Consider the following 24,259-nt stretch of genomic DNA (forward strand, 5'->3'; position numbering starts at 1 on the left):
GCCACGGTCGTCTGCTGTTACCTTCAACAAAGCTGACTGCTGCCATTTCTTATCTAACGCTCCTGTTGAGAGGCTAGAGGTTGGGTACGTAACGGACCACCAGTTGGTGGGAAAAGGTTAATCCACAACCGCCAGTTCCTGCGAGACCAGCAAGATCTCGGGTGATGTGGATCGTAGGAGGTACGATGAACCCGTATCGGTCGAAGAAGTTCTACTGGAGGGTGACCGTTCTCATTGGTCTTCTAATCCAAGCGGCGTGTAATGCTCCACAGCAATCAGCGCCTCCGGCGCCGCCGCCAGCAGTCAGCGTACAGCCCGTACAGACGCGTGGGGTAAGCCAGTCTTTTCAATTTGTCGGACACGTCAAGGCAGTGAGCAAAGTCGATCTGCGAGCCCGCATCGAAGGCTTTCTCGAGCAAGTTGCGTTCCGAGAGGGTCAGGCAGTCAGGACTGGTGACCTATTGTACCAGATCGAGAAAATTCAGTTTCAAGCGCAATTAGACCAAGCAAAAGCGAACTTGGCATCGGCTGAGGCTGTGGCAACCAACGCACAGCTCCAGTATGAGCGGCAGCTATCTCTCTCGCAGCGCCAATTTAGCCCTCAGTCTACTGTTGATCAAGACAAGGCGAACCTCGATAGCGCCAAGGCCAATGTCTTACAGGTGAAGGCTGCACTCACCCAGGCAGAGGTGAACCTCGGCTACACCGTGATTAGATCTCCAATCAACGGCCTGATCGGCCGAACCGCATTCACCGTCGGGAATCTAGTCAATCCTGCGAGCGGTGTACTTGCAACAATCGTGAGTCAAAATCCGACCTATGTGCTCTTCCCAGTAAGCGTGCGAGATCTGGAGCTCATTCGTGAAGCCCGCCACGAGGAAGGAGGCGGGCTCGCCAAGATCGAGATCCGCCTCCGCCTGTCAAGCGGCACCGAGTACGCGCACCGCGGTGTGTGGGATCTGACCGATCCACAGGTTGATCAACAGACTGATACGCTCATCATGCGTGCGACGATTCCAAACCCCGACGGGCAGTTGATCGACGGCCAATTCGTGACGGTGGAGATCCGTCGCCGCATGGAGGAGCCGCGCGTGGTCATCTCGCAAGCAGCTTTGCAATTCGACCAGAGCGGCTACTACGTGCTTGTGGTGGATGATCAGCACAAGGTGCAGCAGCGCCGGATTGAAACCGGCCCAAGCCGCGACACCAATGTTGTAGTAACTGCGGGTCTTCACGAGGGAGAGTATGTGATTGTTGATGGAATCCAGAAGGTCCAACCCGGACAAGTCGTGCAGGCCAAGGCAATAGCGCCGGAGGCCCAGGGCAAATGATCTCGAATGTATTCATTGATCGGCCACGCCTCGCTTTTGTCGTTTCCATCATCATCACCTTGGCGGGATTAATCGCCCTGCGTGCGATCCCAGTCGCTCAGTTCCCTGAAATTGTGCCACCTCAGGTCTCGCTCACGACCCTCTATCCTGGAGCCGATGCCGAGGTTGTCGAGACCACAGTCGCTCAGCCGATCGAGCAGCAGGTTAATGGTGTTGATAACGCGCTCTATTATCAATCAACGAGCGGCGCCGACGGTAGTTACACACTGACCGTCACCTTCGCCCTCGGAACTGACCCTGACATCAATACGGTTAACGTCCAGAATCGCGCTCAGCTTGCAACACCACTCCTTCCTCAGGAAGTTCAACGTCAGGGCCTTGTCATCCGCAAGAAATCAGCTGCACTATTACAAGTCATCACGTTGTCAGCCCCACGTGGCACGCACGACCCGCTGTTTCTGAACAACTATGCCACGATCAACATTATCGACCCACTTGCACGCATTCCCGGCGTCGGTCAGGCAAGCCTCTTCGGCCCTCTCGACTATTCGCTGCGTCTGTGGCTCGACCCCGCTCGTCTCACAGCCTTCAACTTAACGCCAGCCGACGTGATCGCGGCGATCCAAACCCAAAACCTGCAAGCGGCGGTCGGCCGCATCGGTGCGGAACCCGCATCAAGCAGCCAGCAGCTACAGCTAACCATCAAGACAAAGGGACGGCTGACCAAGACCGAGGAGTTTGGAAACATTGTACTTCGTGCAAACCCCGATGGCTCCTTCGTCCGCATCAAGGATGTAGCCCGCACTGATCTGGGCGCCAAGACGCAAGACCGGCAAACCCGCCTCAATGGAGTGCCATCAGCAACAATTGGCATCTACCAAGCGCCAGGCGCAAATGCGGTTGAAGTGGCGCGTCGCGTGCGAGAGGTGATTGACGAACTAACCAGCCGTTTTCCAGATGATGTCCGCAGCGACGTATTCTACGACGCGACTGTCTTCGTTACAGCAACTGTCGGCGAGGTTATCCGTACTCTTATCATCGCCTTCGTTTTGGTCGCACTTGTCGTGTTCCTGTTCTTGGGCAAGGTGCGCACCATGGTAATCCCCCTCGTAGCGGTACCAGTCTCGATCATTGGCACCTTCGCTGTTATGTTGATTGTTGGCTATTCGGCCAATACGGTATCGCTCCTTGCACTGGTCCTCGCCATCGGGATTGTCGTCGATGATGCCATTGTAGTTACCGAGAACGTGGAGCGGGTGATTGAGGAAGAGCCGAACCTCTCAATTCCTGATGCCACGAAGAAGGCCATGGCAGAAATCACTGGTCCTATTATTGCAATCACATTGGTTCTGCTGTCGGTATTTATTCCAGTAGCCTTCATTCCCGGAGTCAGTGGCGAGCTTTTTCGCCAGTTCGCGGTCGCAGTTTCAATCGCAATGGTCATCTCGGCGGTAAACGCTTTAACATTGAGCCCCGCGTTATGTTCGATTCTGTTGAAACGTGTAGGCCAGCGGCGCGGTCCCATGCGGTATGTTCTCAGTGGAATTGACCGAATTCGCGATGGGTATGCCGCACTGGTCCACCGTCTCGTGCGCGTAGCAGTCATCGGTCCAATCATCGTGCTTGGAGTCGCTGTGGCTTCATTCGTCCTCTTCAGGAGCACCCCACAGGGCTTCCTGCCATCGGAGGATCAGGGGGTTATCTTCGCCGCCATGCGGTTGCCCGAGGGCGCATCCAGCGAGCGGACTGAGAAGCTGGTTGCTCAGGTGGAGGATATCATTCGGCCGACTCCAGGAGTGGCGGGCGTCCTATCCGTGGTTGGTCTTAACTTTATCGACTATGTGGCCTCGTCGAACAATGCCTTTTTCGTAATCCGAATGAAACCGTACGAGCAGCGCACGGATCCATCTCAAAGCGTCGATGCGGTCATTGGACGCCTTCGTCCGCAACTCGCCGCCGTTCAGGGCGCCGTAGTCTTTCCGTTTAACCTGCCGCCTGTTCTTGGCCTGGGCAACACCGGCGGTTTCCAGTACGGCCTTGAAGCGCTGCAGGGCCAAAGTCCCAATGATCTTGCGGCAGTTATGCGCGGAGTTCTTGTCGCCGCCAACCAGCAACCGGAGCTCGCTGGTGTCTTCAGTACCTTTGCAGCAGATACACCGCAGGTTTATCTCGATATCGATCGCGACAAGGCTCAGGTGCTAGGCATCTCTACTAGTAGCATTTTCAGCGCGCTACAGGCATCACTTGGCGGATTTTATGTCGATGACTTCAATCTCTTCGGTCGAACTTGGCAGGTCAATGTTGAGGCGGAGGCTGCGTTCCGCGACGAAATCGAAGACATTTACCGGGTCTATGTCCGCAATGCTGCCGGGATGATGGTGCCAGTCCGCGCCCTTGCTCAAGCTCGTCTCGTGCAGGGACCGCAAGCGGTTATACGCTATAACGGATTTCGGGCCACAATCATCAACGGCACGCCTATGTCTGGATACAGCTCAGGCCAAGCACTTTCGGCGATGGAGCGGATCTCAGCCACGACACTGCCGTCTGGCTATGGTTTTGAATGGACTGGAACTGCACTGCAGGAGAGGACGGCAAGCGGCCAGACCGGAACCGTTCTTGCGCTCGCAGTACTCTTCGCCTACCTTTTTTTGGTGGCTCTTTACGAGAGCTGGAACATCCCCATCCCCGTCCTACTATCCGTCAGTGTCGCTATGTTTGGCGCAATCGCGGCCGTAAAGATGTCCGGCCTCGCCTTTGATGTCTATGCTCAGATCGGGCTTGTGGTGTTAGTAGCGCTTGCAGCCAAGAACGGAATCCTTATCGTCGAGTTCGCACTCCAGCAGAGGCGCCAGGGCGCGAGCGTCCGCGATGCAGCGATTGAGGGCGCGCGCTTGCGCTTCCGACCAGTGATGATGACTAGCCTCGCGTTCATTTTTGGTCTGCTGCCTCTGGTGATTGCTGAAGGCGCCGGAGCAATTAGCCGACGTGCGGTCGGAACTCCCGTCTTCGGAGGAATGATTGCTGCGTCGCTGATTGGTATCTTCATCATCCCAATGCTCTATGTGGTCTTCCAGAAGTTGCGCGAGTTCGGCTCCGGCCGCACTCCCCGCGGCGAGAGCTCGCCAAGTGGCGAAGTGTGAGACCGGATCGCAGAGGAATGAGGAGCCCCCAACCTTGACTCTCATTCTTTCACGATGGGTTCTCAAGCTTAGGAGCATACCTGCGATAGCCGAGGACAAAACATGCATTGTGCTTCGTTCGGTGGTCTAGAGAATTCAAATCAGCGTAGTCTGGAGTACCGCTCACTGCGCCCAGGTTGTAGTACGACAAATGGCAATCTGTTGTGATCCATTCATGACTTAAGACCGTAGGAATCCGCCGAAGGCCGCGGAATTTCTGCTCGTGGCGTGGTAGAATGGCCGCATGAAGATCGACCACATCAAGATCGACGAGTCTGTCGTCGCTCTGCTGGGGATGACGCTACCCGATGATCAGGAACCCGGGCTCGTTCATCAGCGCTCCACCCTTCGCAACTGGCCTTGCGCTAGGCGAAGAGCAACTTGTTCGAGGTCCGGTGCCAGCGCGGTGACCGAGATTGATCGACGAGCCGATATGCTCTCCTCCGCGGTTCGCTGCTTCTCACCTTACGACCACCGCAGCCGGCGGTCTGTGTTCACGATCTGGAGCCGGATGGCCTGATACTTGGCAGTAAGGATATCGCTGCCGGCGGTCAGCGTGTAATCGATCATTCTTGCAAGGCTGCCTTCAGCGTAGGGTTACGCTGTTCGAGAACGGTTGTCGGGGATGCCGCCCAAGACAGTGCAATCCACTCAGCCGGGCGCTTGCTTGCGGCACGGTTCGGCAAAAGCGTTATCCAGGCTGGCTGGCAAGCCCTGAGCTGAGCAAATGTGGTAGCCCCGGATAGACTGGACACGACGAGACATGGCCCGAGGCTTCGGCTTCGGCATCGGCGAGCGTGCCGCGCGCAAGTGGCCGGCCCGCTTCAAGGCTGAAGGTCCAAGCGGACTGGAGAAGCGCTCCTCCCGTCCCGCGACGGTGGCCAATCGCACGGCCGCGTACTGGACTGGCATGGTTGAGATGCTCCGGCGGGAGTACCGGCTCACCGCTGAGGAGAGTGCCGGCAAGCTCAACCTTTCCCGCTCCACTTCGCAGCCTGGCTCACCCGACGGGCTTAGGTCGCCTGACAGCCCTGGAGCCAAAGGAGCCGCCGCGGCACTACCAGCGCCAGCACCCCGGCGAGTTGATCCACCTGGACATCAAGAAGCTGGCCCGCTTCGAGCGGGTGGGTCATCGCATCACGGGTGATCGGCGCAACCCCAGTGCTCGGGCTGGGTACGACTGCTTTCATGTGGCCATCGATGACGCCACCCGGCTCGCCTGCGGCGAGGTGCTGCCGGATGAGACCCGCCGCTCCACCACGGCCTTCCTGGTGCGGGCGCTACGCTGGTTCAGAGCGCGTGGCATCCGGGCCGAGCGGGTGATGACAGACAACGGATCCGGTTATGTCGCACGGCTGTTCCGCAAGGCGCTGCGGCTGCTCGGGATCCGGCACGTCCGCACGAGACCATACACGTCCAAGACCAACGGCACGGCCGAGCGCTTCATCCAGACGCTGCTGCGGGAATGGGCCTATGCGATCCCGTTCAGCTCATCCCATGCGAGAGCCGCCGACCTGCCGCGGTGGCTGACCTAGTACAATCAGTAGCACCCGCATGGTAGCCTCGGTCGACGAACACCGGCTCACGCCCTCGCCGGAACAACCTGATCAGAACCCACAACTAGCCTGTATCCCGCTTCAGTGCCTTATCAAGGCATTGAAGTAAAGCCTGTTCGTCGAAGGGCTTGCTCAAGAAGCAAACCGCTCCGGATTTTAGAACCTTCGTTCGGGTACTTTCTTCCGGAAAAGCAGTGATGAAAATAATCGGTGTACTCAACCCTTGCGAAATCATGAAATTCTGCAACTCAACGCCGCTCATACGGGGCATCTGGACATCAAGTATTAGACATGACGTATCGCTCACACTGGCAGACTGCAAAAAATCTTCCGCAGATGAAAACAGTTGAGTAGTTAATCCGATTGAATTGAGGAGACTCTTAATCGCGAGGCGAACGGATTCGTCATCGTCAACAATCGAGATGATCGGAACATCTGGCAAGTGGCCCGCGCTCCCGTGGTGACGAAACAAACATCTGCCGGTCGAACTATCATCAGCAAAATAACACTTGAACAGTATTCGGTGGTATCATACTTAGGTTTATTAGGTATACCGATTGGTATAAAGCAGTGCTCTCCAAGGCGGGCACGTCTGAAGCATACAGCCAATTAACCCAGATCCTGCCGTTGAGCTCATAAGGTAGTTTAAGGGTCCCCAAGCAGCTGGTCACACAGAAGGATAAAATGTTAGCCTTGAGGTGGTGCTGTACCCGAATGGAGTGATCGTGAGCACATAGGCCCGCCGCTTCTTCGAAGGCTGGCTATTTGCTTCGGCGGATCCAGTACCCGCCGAGTTCCCTTTCGCAATACACGAAACGGAGCGGCGACTGGATCAGGTGTAAATGGTAGAACTCCACACAAGAGGGCATGAGATGCAGCAGGGCATTTGAGGCGGAGGATACTCATGACCGTACGCTCCGGGCTGACAGCATCCTAGCCATCTAGTCTTTGCGACAGCAACCAAACCAAGTACGCCATAGTTCGCACCAGTTTTGGTTCCAGCTGCATCAAGATGTTAGCGACGAGCGTTCCGCGTCGCCAAGCGTTACAGACAAAGGTGGACGAGCTTACAGGTGTAAGAGCCGGCTGTTCCGATTGTAAGGGCTCAAAATCGTAACTGCGAACAGATGAGCGCCGATAGGTAGCACCAAGATCACACCTGCTCATAGTAATCCTCTCAACGCGTCAAGGTGGCTCATACCCGTCTGGTCGTTGTCGCGTTCCAGGGTGATAACCGCCTGATGCCTGATGTTTTATACCCGGTCAGAGAAATTCTGACGCGCAGGGTTGGTGGCGAAGGGAGCCGCGGACCCGTCCCTGAAGTCAGAACTTTTGTGGGTGGGTATTACTGCCAGATATCAGGCCTCTTCCGTGCTTTTGATCTGTTCGAGAGCGACTCCGGTGGGCGTGACGCCACAACGCCGGACTGGTACCGGAGAACCGCTTGAATACTGTTGAGAAGTGAGCTTGACTCTGGAACCCTACACTAAGGGCAATCTCTAGAAGTGAGAAGTTCGTCGAAGACATTAGGGTTATTGCATAATCAATTCGGCGCTTGAGGAGATATTCATGAGGCCGGTATCCCGTTGCCGCGCGAAACTGCGCCGCAAAATGCATCTGCGAAAGACCTGACGCTGCTGCTAAGTCGGCGAGGCGTACAGATCGATCAATATGTGAATCAATGTAGTCTTCAACCCGCCTCAATCTCCACTTTGGCAAGGGGCACACTCTCCTTTGTGGTGTCCTCAGGCTCATAACCCGCATCAGGATAGCCTGACCGACACGTACCAGACAGAGAGGGTCATCTGATCTCGCAGAATCTATCAGTTTCCGGCAAATCTGATCGATCGATCTGTCGCGCTCAACAACCTGCGAGAGCCGCACGCGTTTTCGGGCGGAACTGCGCAAAGCAGCACTATTTCGATTGTAGTACTCCTCAGACACGAAAATATGTAGAAAGTCGCAGGCGCTCTTGAACTCTGCCGTCAGGCGTTCGCACGGCCCGCTGATGAGGACCATGCCGAGAGGCATAGTTCCCTCAAACAAGATACCGTCGCTACTACTAAGCTGAATTGAGACCGGCTTCAATGAGACGCTAATGATGTGCATACCAGAGGGTGTGTCTGACATCTCGCGGCGCTGAAACGAGCGCAAATCAGTTAATCTCGATACAACAACCCTCGAGTTTCCGCCCAGATCGGGGGGGTGCCGCCAGGAACTGTTCTGCACCAAGCGGTTCCTGATCACTCTCTGCTCCACTCCCGGAGTGATGGGTCGCGGGCAGCACTGAACCTGATGTGACGGAATATCCACGACTTTCCCGTGCGTTGAGATCGACGTGTTGCTCTCAGACCTAGGCACACCATTCTCCCTTGCTTCACTGACACGTCGGTCGATTAACGACCTGGTCTCCGGGACAGGACGCCCGTGAACTCTAGAGACGCCTAGGAAGGGCCAGCGGAACAAAGGCACGCGCCGGCGACTCCTGGTCTGCCACCATCTGAGCGAAGCCCGAACCTTTCCGCACTATAATTATCGGATCAACTTCGGTTACTCAGGCTCCAGACGCTACTGCCGACGTGCAAGATCAGTTACATGGAAAGGTCTGGGTAACTAGCCGGCCGGCCGCAAATGCTGAAGACCATCGCCCCATCTCAAATATGGGGTAATCACCTCAAGGCTCCGCCGCAGTCCCTTGGACGGTCTCACGGACGGTACGAGTGCATATCTTCGAGATCCATCGAACACATTTCCCTTTGTCACCCTCTCTTAGAAGGCTCACGTGAAATCACTTATGGTCCAACGTTTAAGTCATATGGGCATGACTGACAGGAGCATACATCGTCTCTTTCAATGCCCATGCGACAAGTAGCTACCCGGGGAGCGGAGCGAAGTTGATTCGGCCCATGTTAAGTGTGAAAATTCCAGATTAACGACAGTATAGGGCATCCGCGACCCAGTTCGTGAATGGTTCATTGGAGTACATGAAGCAAAACGATCGGTCACCCTGAGTGATCTGACAGGCGACTGACGTGCGAGATTGCCATAGCTTGTCAAACGATCATGCAGTCATTCCGTGTTTGTCGGTTTCCCGGAAGGCTCCTGCGCACGTCATTGTTCGAAACTCGAAGCGTTCATTATCGAGGGGTCGAACGACGCCTGCCGTCGGTCTCACTCAAATGGACAATGGCAGCGGTGCGCCAGTTGGCAAATGCGCCGGTGTTGTGGCCGGTCGTTCCATATGGCGACTGAGGACCGAGGCCGGTCTTTAAGGCAACCGAGCGGCCGTCTGTTGATCTCAGTGCCGGTTGTACACACTGACGCTCAATCCAGCAGGGAAGGCAAGCGACTAGTCGATACTGCGACGAGGTCCATGATCATCATGCGATGACCTAATCATCAAGATTAGGATCCGACGCGTGCACTAGAGCTGATGACACAATGCTGGCTGCAACGAACAAGAGTGCTCGCGGACAGGAGGTATAAATGAAACGACCCGAGCATCGGACGCATTTGGAAAGAGTTCTGTTTGCCCTTCTGGTGATCGGAACCGCCACGACCCTCTGCTTCAGGCGTGCTCTTGCTGATGAGGAGCACTCTTATGACCATAATCTGTCCCACGGTTCATACCATCACCTTTATAACGGGATCATGCGTCCGGATACTAAGAACTCAAGCTGCTGCAGCAATCGGGACTGTGCTCCGACTGAAGCGAAGTGGGACAACCTCAAGCAACGGTGGACTGCTCTCAAATACGGTAAGTGGGTGGACATCCCTCCAAGTAAGATTGTTCCGCGTGACCAAGTACCTGACGGATTAGGCGCAGAGCCTCACCTTTGTGCTCCGCCTCCATCCTCATCTGTGTTTGGAGGCGATGAAGTTTTTTGTTTTATTGAGCCGGGTGGCGGGACATGAGGAACCGATGACGCTGCAGCAAACCGCCCATACGGGAAAGACTCTGACGGTCGCTCGGGACGCGATACGTCCCAAACAGGGCCGAGCACCCGACGTGCTAAGAGCGTCGCGCTGACAGCGGACAACCGACTCGTCCATGAATGCGATACCTGATGCCACTGCAACTGAATGATCTTGCTTGAGCCCAGGTTGACAGGGGATCTGTCGAAGATAGTCTTTCGGTCAGCGACCAGACCTCACTCGTGCTCGAGGATCACCAGGCGATAGTTCGGGATTGTGGAGTCCCTGCCAGTACGCCAGCGTACGATCCGCGGTCGCGCCTTCGTATAGAGGTGAAACCCATCAGATTAACGACGTGCTGTGACACTTCGCCTACATGCGGCTCATTGTGTGGCTGCCTCGCGCTTGCATGGACTCGATTTGTCTCATGAGACGGAGCCGGGGGACCCCCGTCACGTGTAGATGAGCTCAACTCCTCACCCTAATCACCTGATCCGATCCGGTGCGGCTCCCCATGGAAATGTCGATGCTGATCCGGACTCGGGCTATGCCTGACGGCCGATACCGGATCCCGTCACTGCTGCTTCCCCTACACGCACGCTGTGAACAACAATTCCGGCATGTTGGAGCATCGCGGTCGCCCAATTACCAGAGAGCAGTTGCTGTCCTTAACGCGCGTTGGGACTTACAAATCACGTAGCGAATACTCTGGGAGAGTGACCAGATGTCAAGACTGGATTGTGCTCGTTCGGCGATATCGCAAAGCCTTCGTGGCTTACGTTTTGCTTATCCGAGTAGGCCAAATGCCTTGAGAGACCCGATCAGCGATCAACGTTGTCAGAGTTTCACCTGCGAACTGTGCCGCTCTTGAGATGTCACGGTACGACGGGTACGAGAGAGCCAAGCGGCAGCTTGGAACTGGATCGGTGATGGGCGCTGCCGTGAGCTGGCCAGCGCTCAGTTCGTCACAGACCGGGGCTAGAGGCAGAATGGTGTACCCATAACCATGCCGCACTAAGTCTCGCAGCGCTGTGTAACTATCCACTTCTATGACGACGTTGAGCTGAACATTTGCCTTACGAGAGTTCGTCTCCACTACATCCCGCAAGCCATTCCGCCTGGTTGGGAGGAGAAGGTCTTTCTGAGCAATCTCGCAAAAGGGCAATGGGTACTCCCGTGATAGTGCCGCCCCTGGTGGACCAATGAGGAAGAGGTCCTCGTGTAATAAGGTCTTTGTACGTAAAGAATGGGATATGCGAGGATTGTACAGAACAGCGAGGTCAATCTCGCCCTGATGCAACAGCTCCAAAAGGTAGCCGGAGTAAGCACTCGTCAGCTGCACCAAAACTTCCGGGTGCTGAGCTTGGAACGCCGAAACTATCGGAATGGATAGAACGCTTTCAAGCGCTGAAGGCAGACCAATCGCAACTTGACCATTCAGGAGCATGCTGGAGCTACGGGTGCTAGTGCTGAGTTCGTCCCACTCCGTCACAAGAGCTCTGGCTCGTTCCAGAATGTTACGTCCCTGCGCCGTAATCACCATTCCTCGTCGATGTCGCATAAACAACGACACGCCGAGCACATCCTCAAGCGCTCCGATTTGACGGCTGAGAGCCGACTGGCTCATCTTGAGATGATCGGCGGCGCTGCTGAGGCTGCCGAGCTCAGCTACCTGAATGAAATTTCGAAGCTGCTCCACCGTCGGGATCACGCGAGTCGCAACTTGACCATTCAGGAGCATGCTGGAGCTACGGGTGCTAGTGCTGAGTTCGTCCCACTCCGTCACAAGAGCTCTGGCTCGTTCCAGAATGTTACGTCCCTGCGCCGTAATCACCATTCCTCGTCGATGTCGCATAAACAACGACACGCCGAGCACATCCTCAAGCGCTCCGATTTGACGGCTGAGAGCCGACTGGCTCATCTTGAGATGATCGGCGGCGCTGCTGAGGCTGCCGAGCTCAGCTACTTGAATGAAATTTTGAAGCTGTGCGACGTCCATTCTTGCCTTCGAACCGCTGCTTGCCAGCTTTAACCGATTTCAGTTATTCCGATGCTCCAGCATACTTCTTCGCTAAAGGAAACCGGAACGAGGAACCCTTGAACGCGGAGATTGTGTCACGATCGGGAGATGAGCGCGCGCAGCGAACGGGACCAAGCTACCAATAGCAGAGCCTTCTCCAGCTAGGAGCAATACTGCTAACAGAGCGCTATCATCTTCAACGGCCGAACCAATGTATGGTAAAAACGTACTCCGGGTTGTACAACTGTGCGCTGGATTCCTGGCGCACTAATACAGAACAAACTACCAAATATGGACCCTAGCACTTGGATTGTTGACTTCCAGTCAGGAGAAGGCGTCTTGATTTCAGCTAAATCAAACGGGCGAGGGAGAAGTGCAATCACACTTCACCGAGTCCGCTGGGTAAGTTGCGCAAAGCGCCGCCTGACAACCCCTGCTAACACAACTTCTGGGCCTCTGTCGTAGTCATTGTGAAGAACCTACTGCCGCAGGAACCGTGTCCGAAGTCCCACTGAGCGTCGGATCCGGTCGAATGTGCGCTGGATCGGGTCAAGGTCTTCGTCGGGTCGTCACGGTTGGGCTGCCCTGGAGCGGGTCGCTGTGCCGGATGCTGCGGTGCCGCTCGAGGCCGAGTTGCGAAAGCTGGCGCGGTACTGGGCCGGCGACACGCCCAGCCGCTGCTGGAAGACGAGCCGCATCCGGTCGGCCGTGCCGAAGCCGCAGTCACGCGCCACTGCCTCGAGCAGGTGGTCACTGCCTCGAGCAGCATCCGGGCGGCATCGATCCTGGCGCGCTCGACGAATTCGTGCGGTGTAACCCCGGTTTCCTGCACAAAGTGACGGGTCAAGTTGCGGTTGCTCATCCCGACAACAGCCGCCAAGGTCGCAAGCGAGTGACGGCTGCCGATGTGCGTCATCACCTAATCTTGGATCCGGGCAATCGGCGAGGCTGGGTCGACCGGCGCCGTTAAATAGGAGCCGACCTCGCATTCTGGGAGACAGCCAAGTCGAGATCCTCCGATCCGTTAGGGAAACGCCGCAACATCCGATTATGGTTTCATCAAGAGATGACGGAGCCGCCAACCAGTCAAGCAGATGATCAGGCCCGTGGACGGAGCTGCTACAGCATCCTCAAAGGAATTGAAGTCAACGCGGCCCAACTGTCAAACTACAGCTTCCCCGACGCGCCAAAACCGATTCACTCGTCGCTGTGACTTCCCTTGTTGAGCCCTGACCAATCGGCTCCGACCAGATTTTCACCTGGATCAGACAGCCTTGCAGCCGAAGCGGTGAAGGCTTGGTAAGTAAATGCTTGCATTTCGGTAAGGCAACCCGCCGCAGCAATTCCCAAAGTAAGTGCTGCGGCGACACTGACGAGGAAGGCTCTCATTCTATCAACCTGAAAAAGACTCGATACCGATGATTGCACACGTCCGACTGAGTCACAGCTTCGGCACGCAGGAGAATTGTACTTACTGTCTCGCTCTCACGCTGAAAAATCTAATGTCCAGAGCTGCAAGGGCAAGTAGAGCATCCGGCATTCTAACTCCAGCTCTGCGCATCTCCTGGGTCGCACCCCGGCACCCCGCCAGATCACGACTGCCAGCCGCAGCTTCAGCTCTACGAATTTGCTCGATGCTAGGCCTCAAAGGGCTCGGGATTGCAGAGGTTGCAGGCTCGCCGAGCGCTTTGAGTGCAGGGCCTTCGCCCTGCGACGTCGCCTTCGGGATTGAGACTGGGCCAGACGGAGTTGATGTGGCGTTTGGCGCCACATTATGTCCATCCGCAGTAGAGCCTGAACTTCCAAGAGTTTTCCCTCGCGGGCTAATAGCATCGGGTCCAATGGGCTGAACTGGACCGCTTAAACCAGAAGCCTGTTGAGTCGGCCCGCCCGCGGGATGCGGCGTGGGCGCCACTTGGGCCGGGGCCTGCACAGCGGTGGCCGTCTGAGGTGCCGGCTCGCCAGGTGAACCAGTTCCTGGTGTCTGTAGACGCAGAAAGGCAATGAGTTCATCGCAGAGATCCGCAGGCATGTGCTCTCCTACCTTGGTAGATGATTGCACAGTGGCAGGATCAGGGACATTTCCCGGGATGGTTCCAGAGTTCGCCGACAACGTCGGTTCTACTCGCTTATGAAGGGATTGCGCAGCAATCGCTCCCGCGTGGAGCGTTGAAAGAGCAGCGATGACGAAAGTGACTCGCGCTTTCATTGGTTGAGTCTCTCTGATGAAGGCTTCAGCGCTGCTGAGCACTGACTGCTAAGCTACTCGTCTCAAGCAGTTAACGCTGTGAAAAGGCGTTACTAATTTTTGCCCGGATATCAGAACTCAACCTAGAATCCCGCCGGTACAAACTCGACTTCGCGAATGCCTTTATAATCTGACTCGACGAGACACAAGAAGGTTCTACATCCTTATCTGCAGGAGCATCCTAGCAGGATCTCCAACCTTCGCCAACAGAACGTCGAGGAGTGTTGCCAATCCGGTCGTGCGTTTCGAAAAAGAGGTGAACGGACCCGGTGGCCAGGCTGCTCCTATGAAAGCAGCAAAAGGTGGATCGCCGACCCGGGAGCGCCAGCAACAGAGACACCCTCTATCGGTATCGGAGTCGCGCCAGGGCAAACCCAATCCGGCATACCTCCAGTTGGCATCGTCTTCATTCGAACATCAGCGACTAAGCACGGTGGTAAGTTGTCTCCAGCAGACAACGGACCCTCTATACTGCAGATGCTAAGTTGAGGGAGTGACGCAGCTACTCTGCAGGTTCGGACTTGAGTGTTCTTGAAACTGTGCCCTCCTTTCCCTGCTGCTCGCGCAGCCAGAGGTTATGGTTGGCCTCTGCCCACGCAAGATCGACCTCTCCACTGGCCATGCCTTCAAATGCACCCTCCTCCCCGACTGTTCCGATATATATGTGGGCGAGCATCACCGTGATGAATAGAACCCCCACAATCGCGTGGAGCGCCTGTGTAATCTGCATTCCGTTGACGCCGGTGACAGTGAACGGAAACAGCAATGTCATGCCGGAAGCTGCCATAACGAGGCCGCCAATGATAGCAAACCAGAACACGAGCTTTTGGCCCGCGTTGAAGCGCCCGGCGTTTGGATGTGAGTTGGTAAAAAGCCCTCCTCCGGCCTTCAGCCACGCCCAATCAACCCGATTAGGGACATTATCGCCGATCCACACCGCCCCCATTAGGAGAACACCGACGATGAATGGCCAAGCGAGAAAGTTGTGAGCATATTTGGACCACTGAGATAGAGCGGAAAATGCCTCTGGCCCAATGATCGGCATGAGCAGACGTTTGCCGAATATGTAGTTTAGGCCGCTGAGCGCAAGTATAACAAAGCATGTCGCAGTCATCCAATGTGTGAACCGCTCAAATGCGTTGTACCGAGCAATTTTTCGGCCCGATAATTCGTTTGGCTGAGTTCGGATTCGGCCTTTGATCAAGAAAAACACCGCAAGCAGCAAAATCATGGCTCCTGGAACGGCAGCGCCGATCCATGGCATCCAACCCTCATGGAAGCGGCGCCACTCACGGCCCTGCGGTTGCTCTACAAGAGCAGCCTTGCTGTCTAGAATAGTAATGCGGCCCTTGATCGATGGCGAATGCTCAAGCAACGCTGGCTCATTGACTGACTCTCTCGTAGGATTGATTGGATCGGGTTGCCGTTGCGCAAATGCGGGATCTAACAGCGTCATGACGGCAAAGACGATCATGATCATCATGGTACGAATAGGCTTGTGCCAAGGTATCACGGGAATAATCCTCAATTCGCGGCAACTATGTTTTAGTTCACACATCGACGGACTCGCCATACGCCGTTTTCCAGCCCCATGCCCCTGATCCGTACCCACGTTTAACCACGCGCTCTTTATAAATCTGGGCGATAATTTCGCCATCGCCTGCTAGGAGCGCCTTGGTGGAGCACATCTCCGCGCACAATGGCAGTTTTCCCTCAGCAAGGCGGTTAGAGCCATATTTCTCGTACTCTGCAATCGACAGATCGGCTTCAGGTCCTCCAGAGCAGTACGTGCATTTGTCCATCTTACCGCGCGATCCGAAGTTCCCAACGCGCGGATACTGCGGGGCTCCGAATGGGCATGCGTAAAAGCAGTACCCACAACCAATACAAAGATCCTTTGAATGGAGCACCACGGCATCGGCTGTGGTGTAGAAGCAGTTTGTCGGACACACTGCAGCGCACGGTGCGTCGGTACAGTGCATGCAGGCCATCGAAATGGAGCGTTCGCTCGGCGTGCCATCATTGATGGTCACAACGCGCCGCCGATTGATGCCCCACGGTACATCGTGCTCGTTCTTGCAAGCAGTAACACACGCATTACACTCAATGCAGCGATCCCCATCGCAGAGAAACTTCATCCGTGCCATTGTTCCCGTCCTTGCGCTTATGCTGCCCGAATCTGACAGAGAGTCGCTTTCCCTTCATGCATGTTCGTGACGGGATCGTATCCGTATGTGGTCAGCGTATTCAGGCTCTCTCCCAAGACAATTGGGTCTGCGCCTGGCGGATAGCGATGCCTTAAATCGTCTCCTTCATACCACCCGGCGAAGTGGTAGGGCATGAATGCGACACCGCGTCCTACGCGATCCGTCACAAGGGCCTTAACTTTGGTTTTGGCACCATTCTCTACCCCCAGAACCCACACCCAGGCGCCGTCCGTGATGCCTCGCTCGCTCGCGTCTGCCGAGTTGATCTCCACAAACATTTCCTGCTGCAGTTCTGCCAACCATCGGTTTGAACGAGTTTCCTCTCCCCCACCCTCGTACTCGACGATACGTCCTGAGGTAAGGATAATTGGGAAGTCTTTAGCGATGCTGGCCTCGACCGCCGCTCGTTGCACAGAGAAACCAAGATTTGGAAGGCGGAATTGGCGCTCATCGGGCCGAGTCGGGTAGTCTCCGACAAGATCAGGACGTGGCGTGTAGATGGGCTCGCGATGCACGGGTACTGGATCCGGTAGATTCCAAGCGTTCGCTCGGGCTTTGCCGTTCCCATAGGGCATGACCCCGTGATCTAAGCAGACCCGTTGAATACCACCTGAGAGATCCGTGGCCCAACTCACTGTATCGACTTCACTGCCACCGATGCTCGTAATGATTTCCCATTCCTCTGGGGTCAAATCCCCGTCCCAACCGAGCTTCTTCAGGACGCTCATTGTGATCTCGGGGTATCCATCAGTGAGATCAGACCCGGCAGAGAAGGAATCCTCGGCAAGAAGCGTTTCACCGTTGCGCTCGACCCCAAAACGAGCCCTAAATGTGCTTCCGCCCTCCTTAACATGTAAATTGGTGTTGTAGAGAATGTGTGTTCCTGGATGTCGAATCTCTGGTTTGCCCCAGCATGGCCACGGCAGGCCATAGTAGTCTCCCCCAACGTCGGGATCATCCTTAGGAGCTCGCAATGTCAGAAGGTCGAATTTCCCCTGATTTTTCATGTGCGCCTTTAAGCGCTCTGGTGACTGACCGCAATATCCAGTTGACCAGCCGCCTCGGTTAATCTCTCTCAGAAGGTCCTCTGCACTTGGCACCGTGCCCTCAACGTGGATATTCTTGAATAATTGCTCTGCGAACCCCAGCTTTTGAGCAAGTAAGTAGAGGATCTCGTAGTCTGTTTTCGACTCAAAGATCGGTTTTACGATCTGTTCGCCCCATTGAAGCGAGCGGTTGGAAGCCGTGCGTGATCCGTCCATTTCAAGCGAAGTACAGGCTGGCAGGAGGTAAGTGTTATCTGCACGGTCTGACATCGATGCGAACGATGTTGGATGCGGGTCGACCACCACAAGTAAATCAAGGCTCTCCACCCCTTTAACTGCTTCCGGCATACGTGTAACTGTGTTGCCACCATGTCCCATCGCCACCAATGCTTTTAGAGGACTGCGCTGATCAATCTGATCTTCGGGTAAAAGCACCGCGTCAAACCACCTGGTCGAGGTAAGGCCGGGGGTCTCCATGCTGCCCTTACGATCACGCCCCTTTCGCCCAGCTTTTGGCGGCACCTCGTCAAATCGAGACTGCAGCCAGTCGTAATCTACCTCCCAGACCCGCGCCCAGTGCCTCCATGCGCCTTCTACTAGGCCGTAGTAGAGCGGCAAGGTCGTACAATCGAGTCCAACGTCGGTTGCGCCTTGTACATTCGTATGGCCACGAAATATGTTCGCGCCGGTGCCAGGCGAACCAACATTCCCGGTGGCCAGCAGTGCGATGCAAGAGGCTCGGACATTGGCCGTTCCGACTGTGTGTTGGGTCTGGCCCATGGCCCAAATCAACGTCGAGGGCCTTTGCTTCGCAAACATCTCCGCAATCCGACGCATCTTCTCGCGCGGAATACCACAGACGCGCTCAACCTCCTCCGGCGTCCACCTTGCTACTTCCTTACGAACCTCATCCATTCCGTAGACCCGCTTTTGGATGAATTCTTTGTCTTCCCAACCATTCTCAAAAATGTGCCAGAGAAGACCCCATATGATCGGTATATCTGTCCCTGGCCTCATCGCTACATACTCGGTCGCATGTGCTGCCGTGCGGGTGAATCGTGGATCGATGACGATGAGATTTGCTCGGTTGAGCTCCTTTCCAGCCAGGATGTGTTGCATGGAAATTGGGTGCGCCTCAGCCGGATTTCCGCCCATAATGATCATCGTTTTGGCGTTGCGGATATCATTATAGGAGTTCGTCTGCGCACCATACCCCCAGGTATTTGCAACACCGGCAACTGTAGTGGAATGGCAAATACGGGCCTGCATATCGACCGAATTTGTTCCCCAGAACGCGGCAAACTTTCGTAGCAAATAGGCCGCCTCGTTGGTGAACTTTGCCGATCCCAACCAGAAGACCGAGTCCGCTCCGTACTGTTCTCGAAATTCGAGCAGCTTATCGCCAATTTCACCAATAGCTTGCTCCCACGTCAGCCTCTGCCATTGGCCGCCGACCAGCTTCATTGGATACTTCAGCCGCCGCTCACCTTGAACTATCTCGCGAATAGCAGCACCTTTGGCGCAATGAGTCCCGCGATTGATTGGACTGTCCCACGATGGCTCTTGCCCGATCCAGACTCCGTTCACAACTTCGGCGGTCACGGTGCAGCCGACCGAGCAATGCGTGCAAATGTTCTTCTTGATCTGCACTTTGGAATCGATTGCGGAGCCTGCCGCAGCACTTACTTGTCTTATAGCTGCAGGGTATGCCGACCCAAGCGCCGCCAGCCCTCCTACCGCAATACCGGACTTGTGCAAAAAGGCACGCCGATCGATCGCACTTGTTGTTAGCTCTGCTGTGAAGGCGGAAACTCCCGGGCGGCTCGCTGCGCCGCCCCTGCGCTTGATCAACATGATCCTACTTCCTCAATGTCTCGTAGCCGTTGGTGCGGTAGAATGCCTTCACATCGTTGCTCTCACGATAGCGCGCTTTGGTTTCCTCCGACCCAGCGTCGAAAGCTTGAGCACTTGTGACAGCCAGTTGCGGGGCCGTGGCGATGGCCGCAGAGCCCCCACCTAGGGCAAGTATGAAGTTGCGGCGGTTAAGTGTCTCACGTGATTTGCTTCGACTCATCTATCCCTCCACGGCTCTGAGATCTCGAACATCACGACCCGGCGCAGATCTCGTTACATATCAAGGGTGGCCAATGGTCTCTGCCGAGGTGCGGGACTCCATCGCGAACGCCTGGGCTTCAATCTCAACAAAGAGCGAGCCAACCTTGGCAACGGCTCGGTAAAAGCGTGCAGATTTCGCGCTTTCCAGATCCGAGAAGAACTGCGGTGCCCAAGAAAACAAATGGCGTTCGAAGAAAGACCTTTGAGTGAGGAGCATCGAGGAAAATTGGCGCGAAGCGAGACCTGCCATTATCTCACAAAGAACCGCAATATGATCCTCAGGCTCGCGTAGCCATTCAGCTGAAGTCAGCCCAAGAATTGCCAAGTCGCCGCGCAGTTTTACTAGCGGGCGCTCGAGCAGAAAACCCGTCATGTAGTAAGATGCATATGGGACGATTTCACCACGGCCTACGCCCACAAACAGTTCGGTGAACTCACGATTCAGCGAGTTAGGATTTGTTCTTCGGGCCGCGGACGCAAGGTCCGCATAGGCTCGACCCAACGGACTCTCATCTCCTGCCAGGCGGCCGATCCTCGAAACGAGATCACGACTTGGAGTTCGCCTCAGAAGGCCCGCGAGAAAACTGTACTGGTGCGCGCGGGCAAGGTCCACATCGTCGGGGGTCGAGGCGATCGCTCTATCACCACGCATCGCCGGTACTCCGGCTCCCGAGCCAGGCAAACGCCTTAGAAGCTCTCGGGGCTAAACCTCGTATGCACGAGGATCGGTCGATCCAAAAGTCGAGCGATTCAAAACCTAGCGCAAGAACGGCTTCCATAGCAGTCTCATCCGTGCGAGCAATGTAAGATCGTTAGAATAGGTGTTTGGGGAGCAAGACGAGCTAACCCAGACGCAATCATTGGCGGATAACCTTAAGTCGCGGCTACAACTGGTGAATAGGTAAGGCCCTCACATCGGGGTTGCGCCGCCGTGTCGTCGCTGAGCTCGCACGGATCCATCATGCCAACCACAGGCGAAGGGAGACAGATGGCTGACGTGGGAGACCGATCTGGCGTCCGGCCCGGGCATAGCCGTCTTATCATGCGGGTGCGAGGAACCATACGGAAGGTGCATAGGCTCCGCCCCTTCCCTAGGGTCTCCTTCCTCGTTGTGCGCAGCAGCGTCAATTTGTGGGCCTGCAGCTGGGTCGCTGAAAATAGTCCTCGCCGTTCCTTCGTGGAACCGAGCTGGCCGGGGCGGTGGAGCGGTAACGCGCTGCACCAAAGTAACGGCATCAGGGCCGTGCATCGGGCCACTTCCGGGTACGTCCCCGCCGGAGTTCCAATCATAGGCATACTCCCGCGCTTCACTCACGTAGTCTCGGATGCTTGGGTCAAGGGTCCACATGCGCCTCAGGGCAGCGTTCCGCAGTGCCGTCGGAACACCAGGCTGCATGAACAGAGACAGATCCGTATCTGCCCGCAGTTCGTCAATATCGGGTAGATAGGCAGACTCTCCTGCGGAGTGCGCGGCAGCGGCCTGGTCAACTGTGTTTGCTTGAGATACAAGATGAGGCGTTCGAGATGAGATACAGTCGCTCTCAGAAATGGGGAGTGATGCAGGAGTCGCCGTCTCCGGCCGGGATGTTTCTCGCTTACGCCGTGACCACCGCAGAAAAAAACTCTCATTATGATCCATGTTTTGCGTCCCGTTTCGGGTTGCCAGCTTCGACCTTCAGCGATGGGGGCAGGCCAGAGTTATCCCGCCTACGCTTTATGAAGGATCGTTCCTGGTGAAAGCGACCAACAAAACGTGCAACTCTACGCCGAATCTCTGGATGCATCGGCACGGCCTCGACGATGATGCTCGTCCAATCCGTCAGTGCCTCTCCCTCGTAGGGGTCGACCGTTACAGCCAAGATCCGGCAGTCATCGTACTTCGTGCACTGCATCCCAATCCAGAGCGAAGGCCTTCCTGATGTAAGGTTGTCGCGGTAGTATGCAGTGGCACCTGAATGCAGAGAGACTTCGAAGCTACCCGCGTAGATCAACTCTTTGCGTTGATTGCAAACGAGCCTAGTCCACGGTGGAGTGGACGGGACAGCCGGAAGTGCCGTCTCAGGACGCCACGCATTCTCAACCCAACGAGCATCCAAGTGGTACTTTGCGACAATCACTCCGACCTGAAAATGCTCATCAGCCATGCTCAAACTCCTGCTCGATGCTGTTCAAGCGGGATATTGCGGAAAGCTCGAGGATCAGGTTATGGGGGCTCACATGCACTATGTCATCTGGAGTTGCGGCAAGCAGAACGTAAATTGGATGAGGGACGCCCTTCCATACCCTCTCATGGCCATCGACAAACGTGAGGCGAAAGAGCGCTAAGATCCGAGTGATCTCTCCGCTTGTAAGCGTCTCTCCATTCCAGAGAGCGTGTCCAATTCGCGTCGCCTCCGCGTCGAGACCCAGGACGTTTCGACATGCCCCATCCTCAATCGCGTCAATGGGGAGCACGTCTAAATCGACGTGAAGAAGGTGCTCGATCCAGGTTGATACTACCTGGGCAAGACCTTGCCTCGCCCTTGGGTCAGACCCGATATTAAGCACCATCGTGAAGGCATCAGAGCGGCTCCAATAGCTCCATGCATTTGTGTCGCTAAGAATGTCAAGATTAACGATTGCGTCACGGCCCAAGATCGCGTCGAGCGGAGAGCAAATCGCAGCTTCTTTGAGGACATCGATGGTCTCAGCATCCGCGAGGAGTGGTGTGCCGGTACCATAGGACACACACTGTTTCCTAAACAGTAGTTCGCCGGCGCGAAGCACGTGTGGATCATCGCAGCCATCGAGCGCGTTGCGCAGAATGAGATGCACGAGGTGATTGATGAGAAGGGGCGGCGTGCCTGCAGGCCCGCAGCGTATTAGATTGAGATAAGCACCCTCAATAGTCTTCGCTTCGAGAAGCCGGTCGCGGAAAGCCACCATAATCGCCCAATTGACTCGAGCGTCGGAGTCTTCAAGTTTCGCAATCTCATCGTTTGACACCGGCCGACGTGGAGAGTTGAGTAATGCAGCGCGAAGTTCACTTTCCGCGCTACACGCGTCAGCCGGTGCATTAAGCTCCGGGCGAGCAAGAAATGCTAGGAGCAACTCATCCGTTACTTCAAGCTCGCCGTTTCCTGCGCGGCGGGTGAGATGATGGCCGCTAGACACCCAAAACTCCCTCACAGCCGCCTCCCCACTGGCGACCCGCCGAGATCGACGAAATCGGGGGATTCGTCGATCTCGACCGCCTCAAACGCGCGGGTCATCGCGTGCATACGATCGGCCCCAGGCACGCCGCATGTTGTCTTGCGTGGAGCGCGGAACTCTTCTTTGAGTTGATCGTTCGTCAGGCTTCGATGCATGGTTATGATCGTGCCTGTCTCGAAGCGGCAAAGAGAAGAGGCGTAGGAGGTCTCTGCCGTCGCTACGGCGAATGCCACATGCAAGTCAGGAGCGTTGAGCGTTTCGTGAAGGTATCTTGCTAAAGCCTCGATGGTTCCGTTGTACTCCTCTTGGGTCGCATCTGCGATCGCGACGAGGGTCGAGAATCCGAAGGAAGGCACGCCCAGAAAGCCATTTCGAAATGCCGCCCGTTGTTTTGCTGCGAGGTTCGCGATATCGACGTCCCAGAACATAAAGGATCCTGTCACAGCCCATTCGCCGGGCTCCGACGCGCGCTCAAAGAGCTTTGTGTCGGACGCGTCGAGCCGGATCGTGCGTGGAAGCTTCAGAGTCACGGTCTTTCCGCTCTCGATATCGGCCGAAGCCATTTGAGGCTGTGAAGGGCGGGCGCGATGTCGCACCGCTCGATGATACCGCTCGCGGCGTATTCGACCACCAGGTCGCCGCTCTCCGTGAGCGTGAGGCCAGTGCTTGACTTGAAGGGCCTGAGCCGGGCGGTGTAACATTCTGCAATAGATTTGGAGCCCTGATCCTCCCAAAGGTTGAGCCCGCGGAGAAAGTTCCGCGCGAAGGTCTCCACGAGCCTTGCATGGTGGTCCACCCGATCAGTATCCTCTTCACCCAATTGTGGGTCCTCCGCACGATCAGGATCGATCGCCCAGCGCCTCGGTTCCTCTAGCCGCGCTGAGAAGACCAACCATGGCGGCACGTCTTCGTCGCAGCAGTCCGCGGGGCGACCCAGACGTCCACTCCCAATTCGGCTGTGGTCAAGCCAAAGGGTATCGGGCCAGCCGAAATAGATCTCCATCCCAGGGGAGCAATTCGATGCGACCGTACCGGCCAGTGCAGTCATTCCAACAAAGAACGTCCATCGTGACGACATCAAGGGCATATTGGGCTCGAGCACGACAGACAACTCAATACGGTCCGGTCGATTTACCCATACTAACGTACCCGCCCCTAGTTCCGACGCTCGCTCGCAGATTTCGTCGAATCCATCGTCCGGCCTGTTCAGCACCATCAATTCGTAAACCGGCGGAAGATTGATCTCTATCATCGGGCGACAGCTCGACAGAGTATTCGTTGCGTTCACTCCCGTCCTATCCGGGATGTCTCAGCAGTACTACGTTGGGTGAGGTCCTGCCATTATATTCATGTATAGTGTTGAGTGGGGCGAAGTCTGATAGATTGCCAGTCATTTCCAGCAACTTCAGCGCAGGATGTTTGGCATGGGGTCCGCTGATAAAAGTGTGAT

17 protein-coding genes and 2 pseudogenes are annotated in these 24,259 nt (G+C 55.9%); 4 read left to right on the forward strand and 15 right to left on the reverse strand.

Annotated elements, in window-relative coordinates; translation table 11 throughout:
- The first annotated feature begins 185 nt into the window (after positions 1 to 185).
- The 4 genes and pseudogenes from HPT29_RS26055 (at position 186) to HPT29_RS26065 (ending at position 6,045) form a co-directional block, all read left to right on the forward strand.
- Positions 186 to 1,331 (forward strand): efflux RND transporter periplasmic adaptor subunit, encoded by a 1,146-nt coding sequence (locus HPT29_RS26055; protein ID WP_173945146.1) that lies wholly within the window; start codon positions 186 to 188, stop codon positions 1,329 to 1,331.
- A complete protein-coding gene (locus HPT29_RS26060; RefSeq protein WP_173945147.1) occupies positions 1,328 to 4,471 on the forward strand; it encodes an efflux RND transporter permease subunit in 3,144 nt (1,047 codons plus the stop codon). The genes HPT29_RS26055 and HPT29_RS26060 overlap by 4 nt, the downstream gene beginning before the upstream one ends.
- 781 nt (positions 4,472 to 5,252) lie before the next feature.
- Positions 5,253 to 5,384: pseudogene (locus HPT29_RS29020) on the forward strand (leucine zipper domain-containing protein); the annotation flags it as partial.
- Between the two features lie 82 nt (positions 5,385 to 5,466).
- Entirely contained in the window at positions 5,467 to 6,045 is a 579-nt protein-coding gene (locus HPT29_RS26065; protein WP_259060841.1) for a DDE-type integrase/transposase/recombinase, read from the forward strand.
- A gap of 85 nt (positions 6,046 to 6,130) precedes the next feature.
- Here HPT29_RS26065 and HPT29_RS26070 read toward each other — a convergent pair whose 3' ends face one another.
- From HPT29_RS26070 to HPT29_RS26130, 15 genes and pseudogenes are all read right to left on the reverse strand, one after another.
- Complete coding sequence (locus tag HPT29_RS26070; RefSeq protein WP_173945150.1) at positions 6,131 to 6,508, reverse strand: response regulator transcription factor; 378 nt, start codon at positions 6,506 to 6,508, stop codon at positions 6,131 to 6,133.
- Between the two features lie 881 nt (positions 6,509 to 7,389).
- Positions 7,390 to 8,196, reverse strand: coding sequence for an AraC family transcriptional regulator (locus HPT29_RS29025; protein ID WP_432807340.1), 807 nt, complete (start codon positions 8,194 to 8,196; stop codon positions 7,390 to 7,392).
- Between the two features lie 2,560 nt (positions 8,197 to 10,756).
- Entirely contained in the window at positions 10,757 to 11,980 is a 1,224-nt protein-coding gene (locus tag HPT29_RS26075) for a LysR family transcriptional regulator (RefSeq protein WP_259060843.1), read from the reverse strand.
- Between the two features lie 590 nt (positions 11,981 to 12,570).
- Positions 12,571 to 12,977 (reverse strand): annotated as a pseudogene (locus HPT29_RS26080) (helix-turn-helix domain-containing protein); the annotation flags it as partial.
- A 221-nt stretch (positions 12,978 to 13,198) separates the two neighbouring features.
- Positions 13,199 to 13,390 carry a hypothetical protein gene (locus HPT29_RS26085; RefSeq protein ID WP_173946017.1) on the reverse strand — a complete coding sequence of 64 codons (192 nt, stop codon included), beginning with the start codon at positions 13,388 to 13,390 and terminating at the stop codon, positions 13,199 to 13,201.
- 1,361 nt (positions 13,391 to 14,751) lie between these two features.
- Entirely contained in the window at positions 14,752 to 15,732 is a 981-nt protein-coding gene (locus HPT29_RS26090; RefSeq protein WP_173946018.1) for a formate dehydrogenase subunit gamma, read from the reverse strand.
- Between the two features lie 67 nt (positions 15,733 to 15,799).
- Positions 15,800 to 16,396: a formate dehydrogenase FDH3 subunit beta gene (fdh3B, locus tag HPT29_RS26095; RefSeq protein ID WP_173946019.1), complete on the reverse strand. Its 597-nt coding sequence runs from the start codon at positions 16,394 to 16,396 to the stop codon at positions 15,800 to 15,802.
- Between the two features lie 17 nt (positions 16,397 to 16,413).
- Positions 16,414 to 19,356 (reverse strand): formate dehydrogenase subunit alpha, encoded by a 2,943-nt coding sequence (locus tag HPT29_RS26100; RefSeq protein WP_173946020.1) that lies wholly within the window; start codon positions 19,354 to 19,356, stop codon positions 16,414 to 16,416.
- Between the two features lie 4 nt (positions 19,357 to 19,360).
- A complete protein-coding gene (locus tag HPT29_RS26105) occupies positions 19,361 to 19,576 on the reverse strand; it encodes a formate dehydrogenase (RefSeq protein WP_259060845.1) in 216 nt (71 codons plus the stop codon).
- 60 nt (positions 19,577 to 19,636) lie between these two features.
- Positions 19,637 to 20,269, reverse strand: a complete 633-nt coding sequence (locus tag HPT29_RS26110) for a TorD/DmsD family molecular chaperone (protein ID WP_173946021.1) — start codon at positions 20,267 to 20,269, stop codon at positions 19,637 to 19,639.
- A 258-nt stretch (positions 20,270 to 20,527) separates the two neighbouring features.
- Positions 20,528 to 21,256 carry a DUF3306 domain-containing protein gene (locus HPT29_RS26115; protein WP_173946022.1) on the reverse strand — a complete coding sequence of 243 codons (729 nt, stop codon included), beginning with the start codon at positions 21,254 to 21,256 and terminating at the stop codon, positions 20,528 to 20,530.
- Positions 21,246 to 21,761 carry a DUF3305 domain-containing protein gene (locus HPT29_RS29030; protein ID WP_173946023.1) on the reverse strand — a complete coding sequence of 172 codons (516 nt, stop codon included), beginning with the start codon at positions 21,759 to 21,761 and terminating at the stop codon, positions 21,246 to 21,248. Before HPT29_RS29030 ends, HPT29_RS26115 begins: the two co-directional genes overlap by 11 nt.
- Positions 21,754 to 22,785, reverse strand: a complete 1,032-nt coding sequence (locus HPT29_RS26120; RefSeq protein ID WP_173946024.1) for a DUF6352 family protein — start codon at positions 22,783 to 22,785, stop codon at positions 21,754 to 21,756. The genes HPT29_RS29030 and HPT29_RS26120 overlap by 8 nt, the downstream gene beginning before the upstream one ends.
- Positions 22,782 to 23,339 carry a DUF6505 family protein gene (locus HPT29_RS26125; RefSeq protein WP_259060849.1) on the reverse strand — a complete coding sequence of 186 codons (558 nt, stop codon included), beginning with the start codon at positions 23,337 to 23,339 and terminating at the stop codon, positions 22,782 to 22,784. Before HPT29_RS26125 ends, HPT29_RS26120 begins: the two co-directional genes overlap by 4 nt.
- Complete coding sequence (locus tag HPT29_RS26130) at positions 23,336 to 24,061, reverse strand: biotin/lipoate--protein ligase family protein (RefSeq protein ID WP_173946026.1); 726 nt, start codon at positions 24,059 to 24,061, stop codon at positions 23,336 to 23,338. Before HPT29_RS26130 ends, HPT29_RS26125 begins: the two co-directional genes overlap by 4 nt.
- Between the last annotated feature and the right edge of the window lie 198 nt (positions 24,062 to 24,259).

It is taken from the genome of Microvirga terrae, assembly GCF_013307435.2.
GTDB classification, from domain to species: domain Bacteria; phylum Pseudomonadota; class Alphaproteobacteria; order Rhizobiales; family Beijerinckiaceae; genus Microvirga; species Microvirga terrae.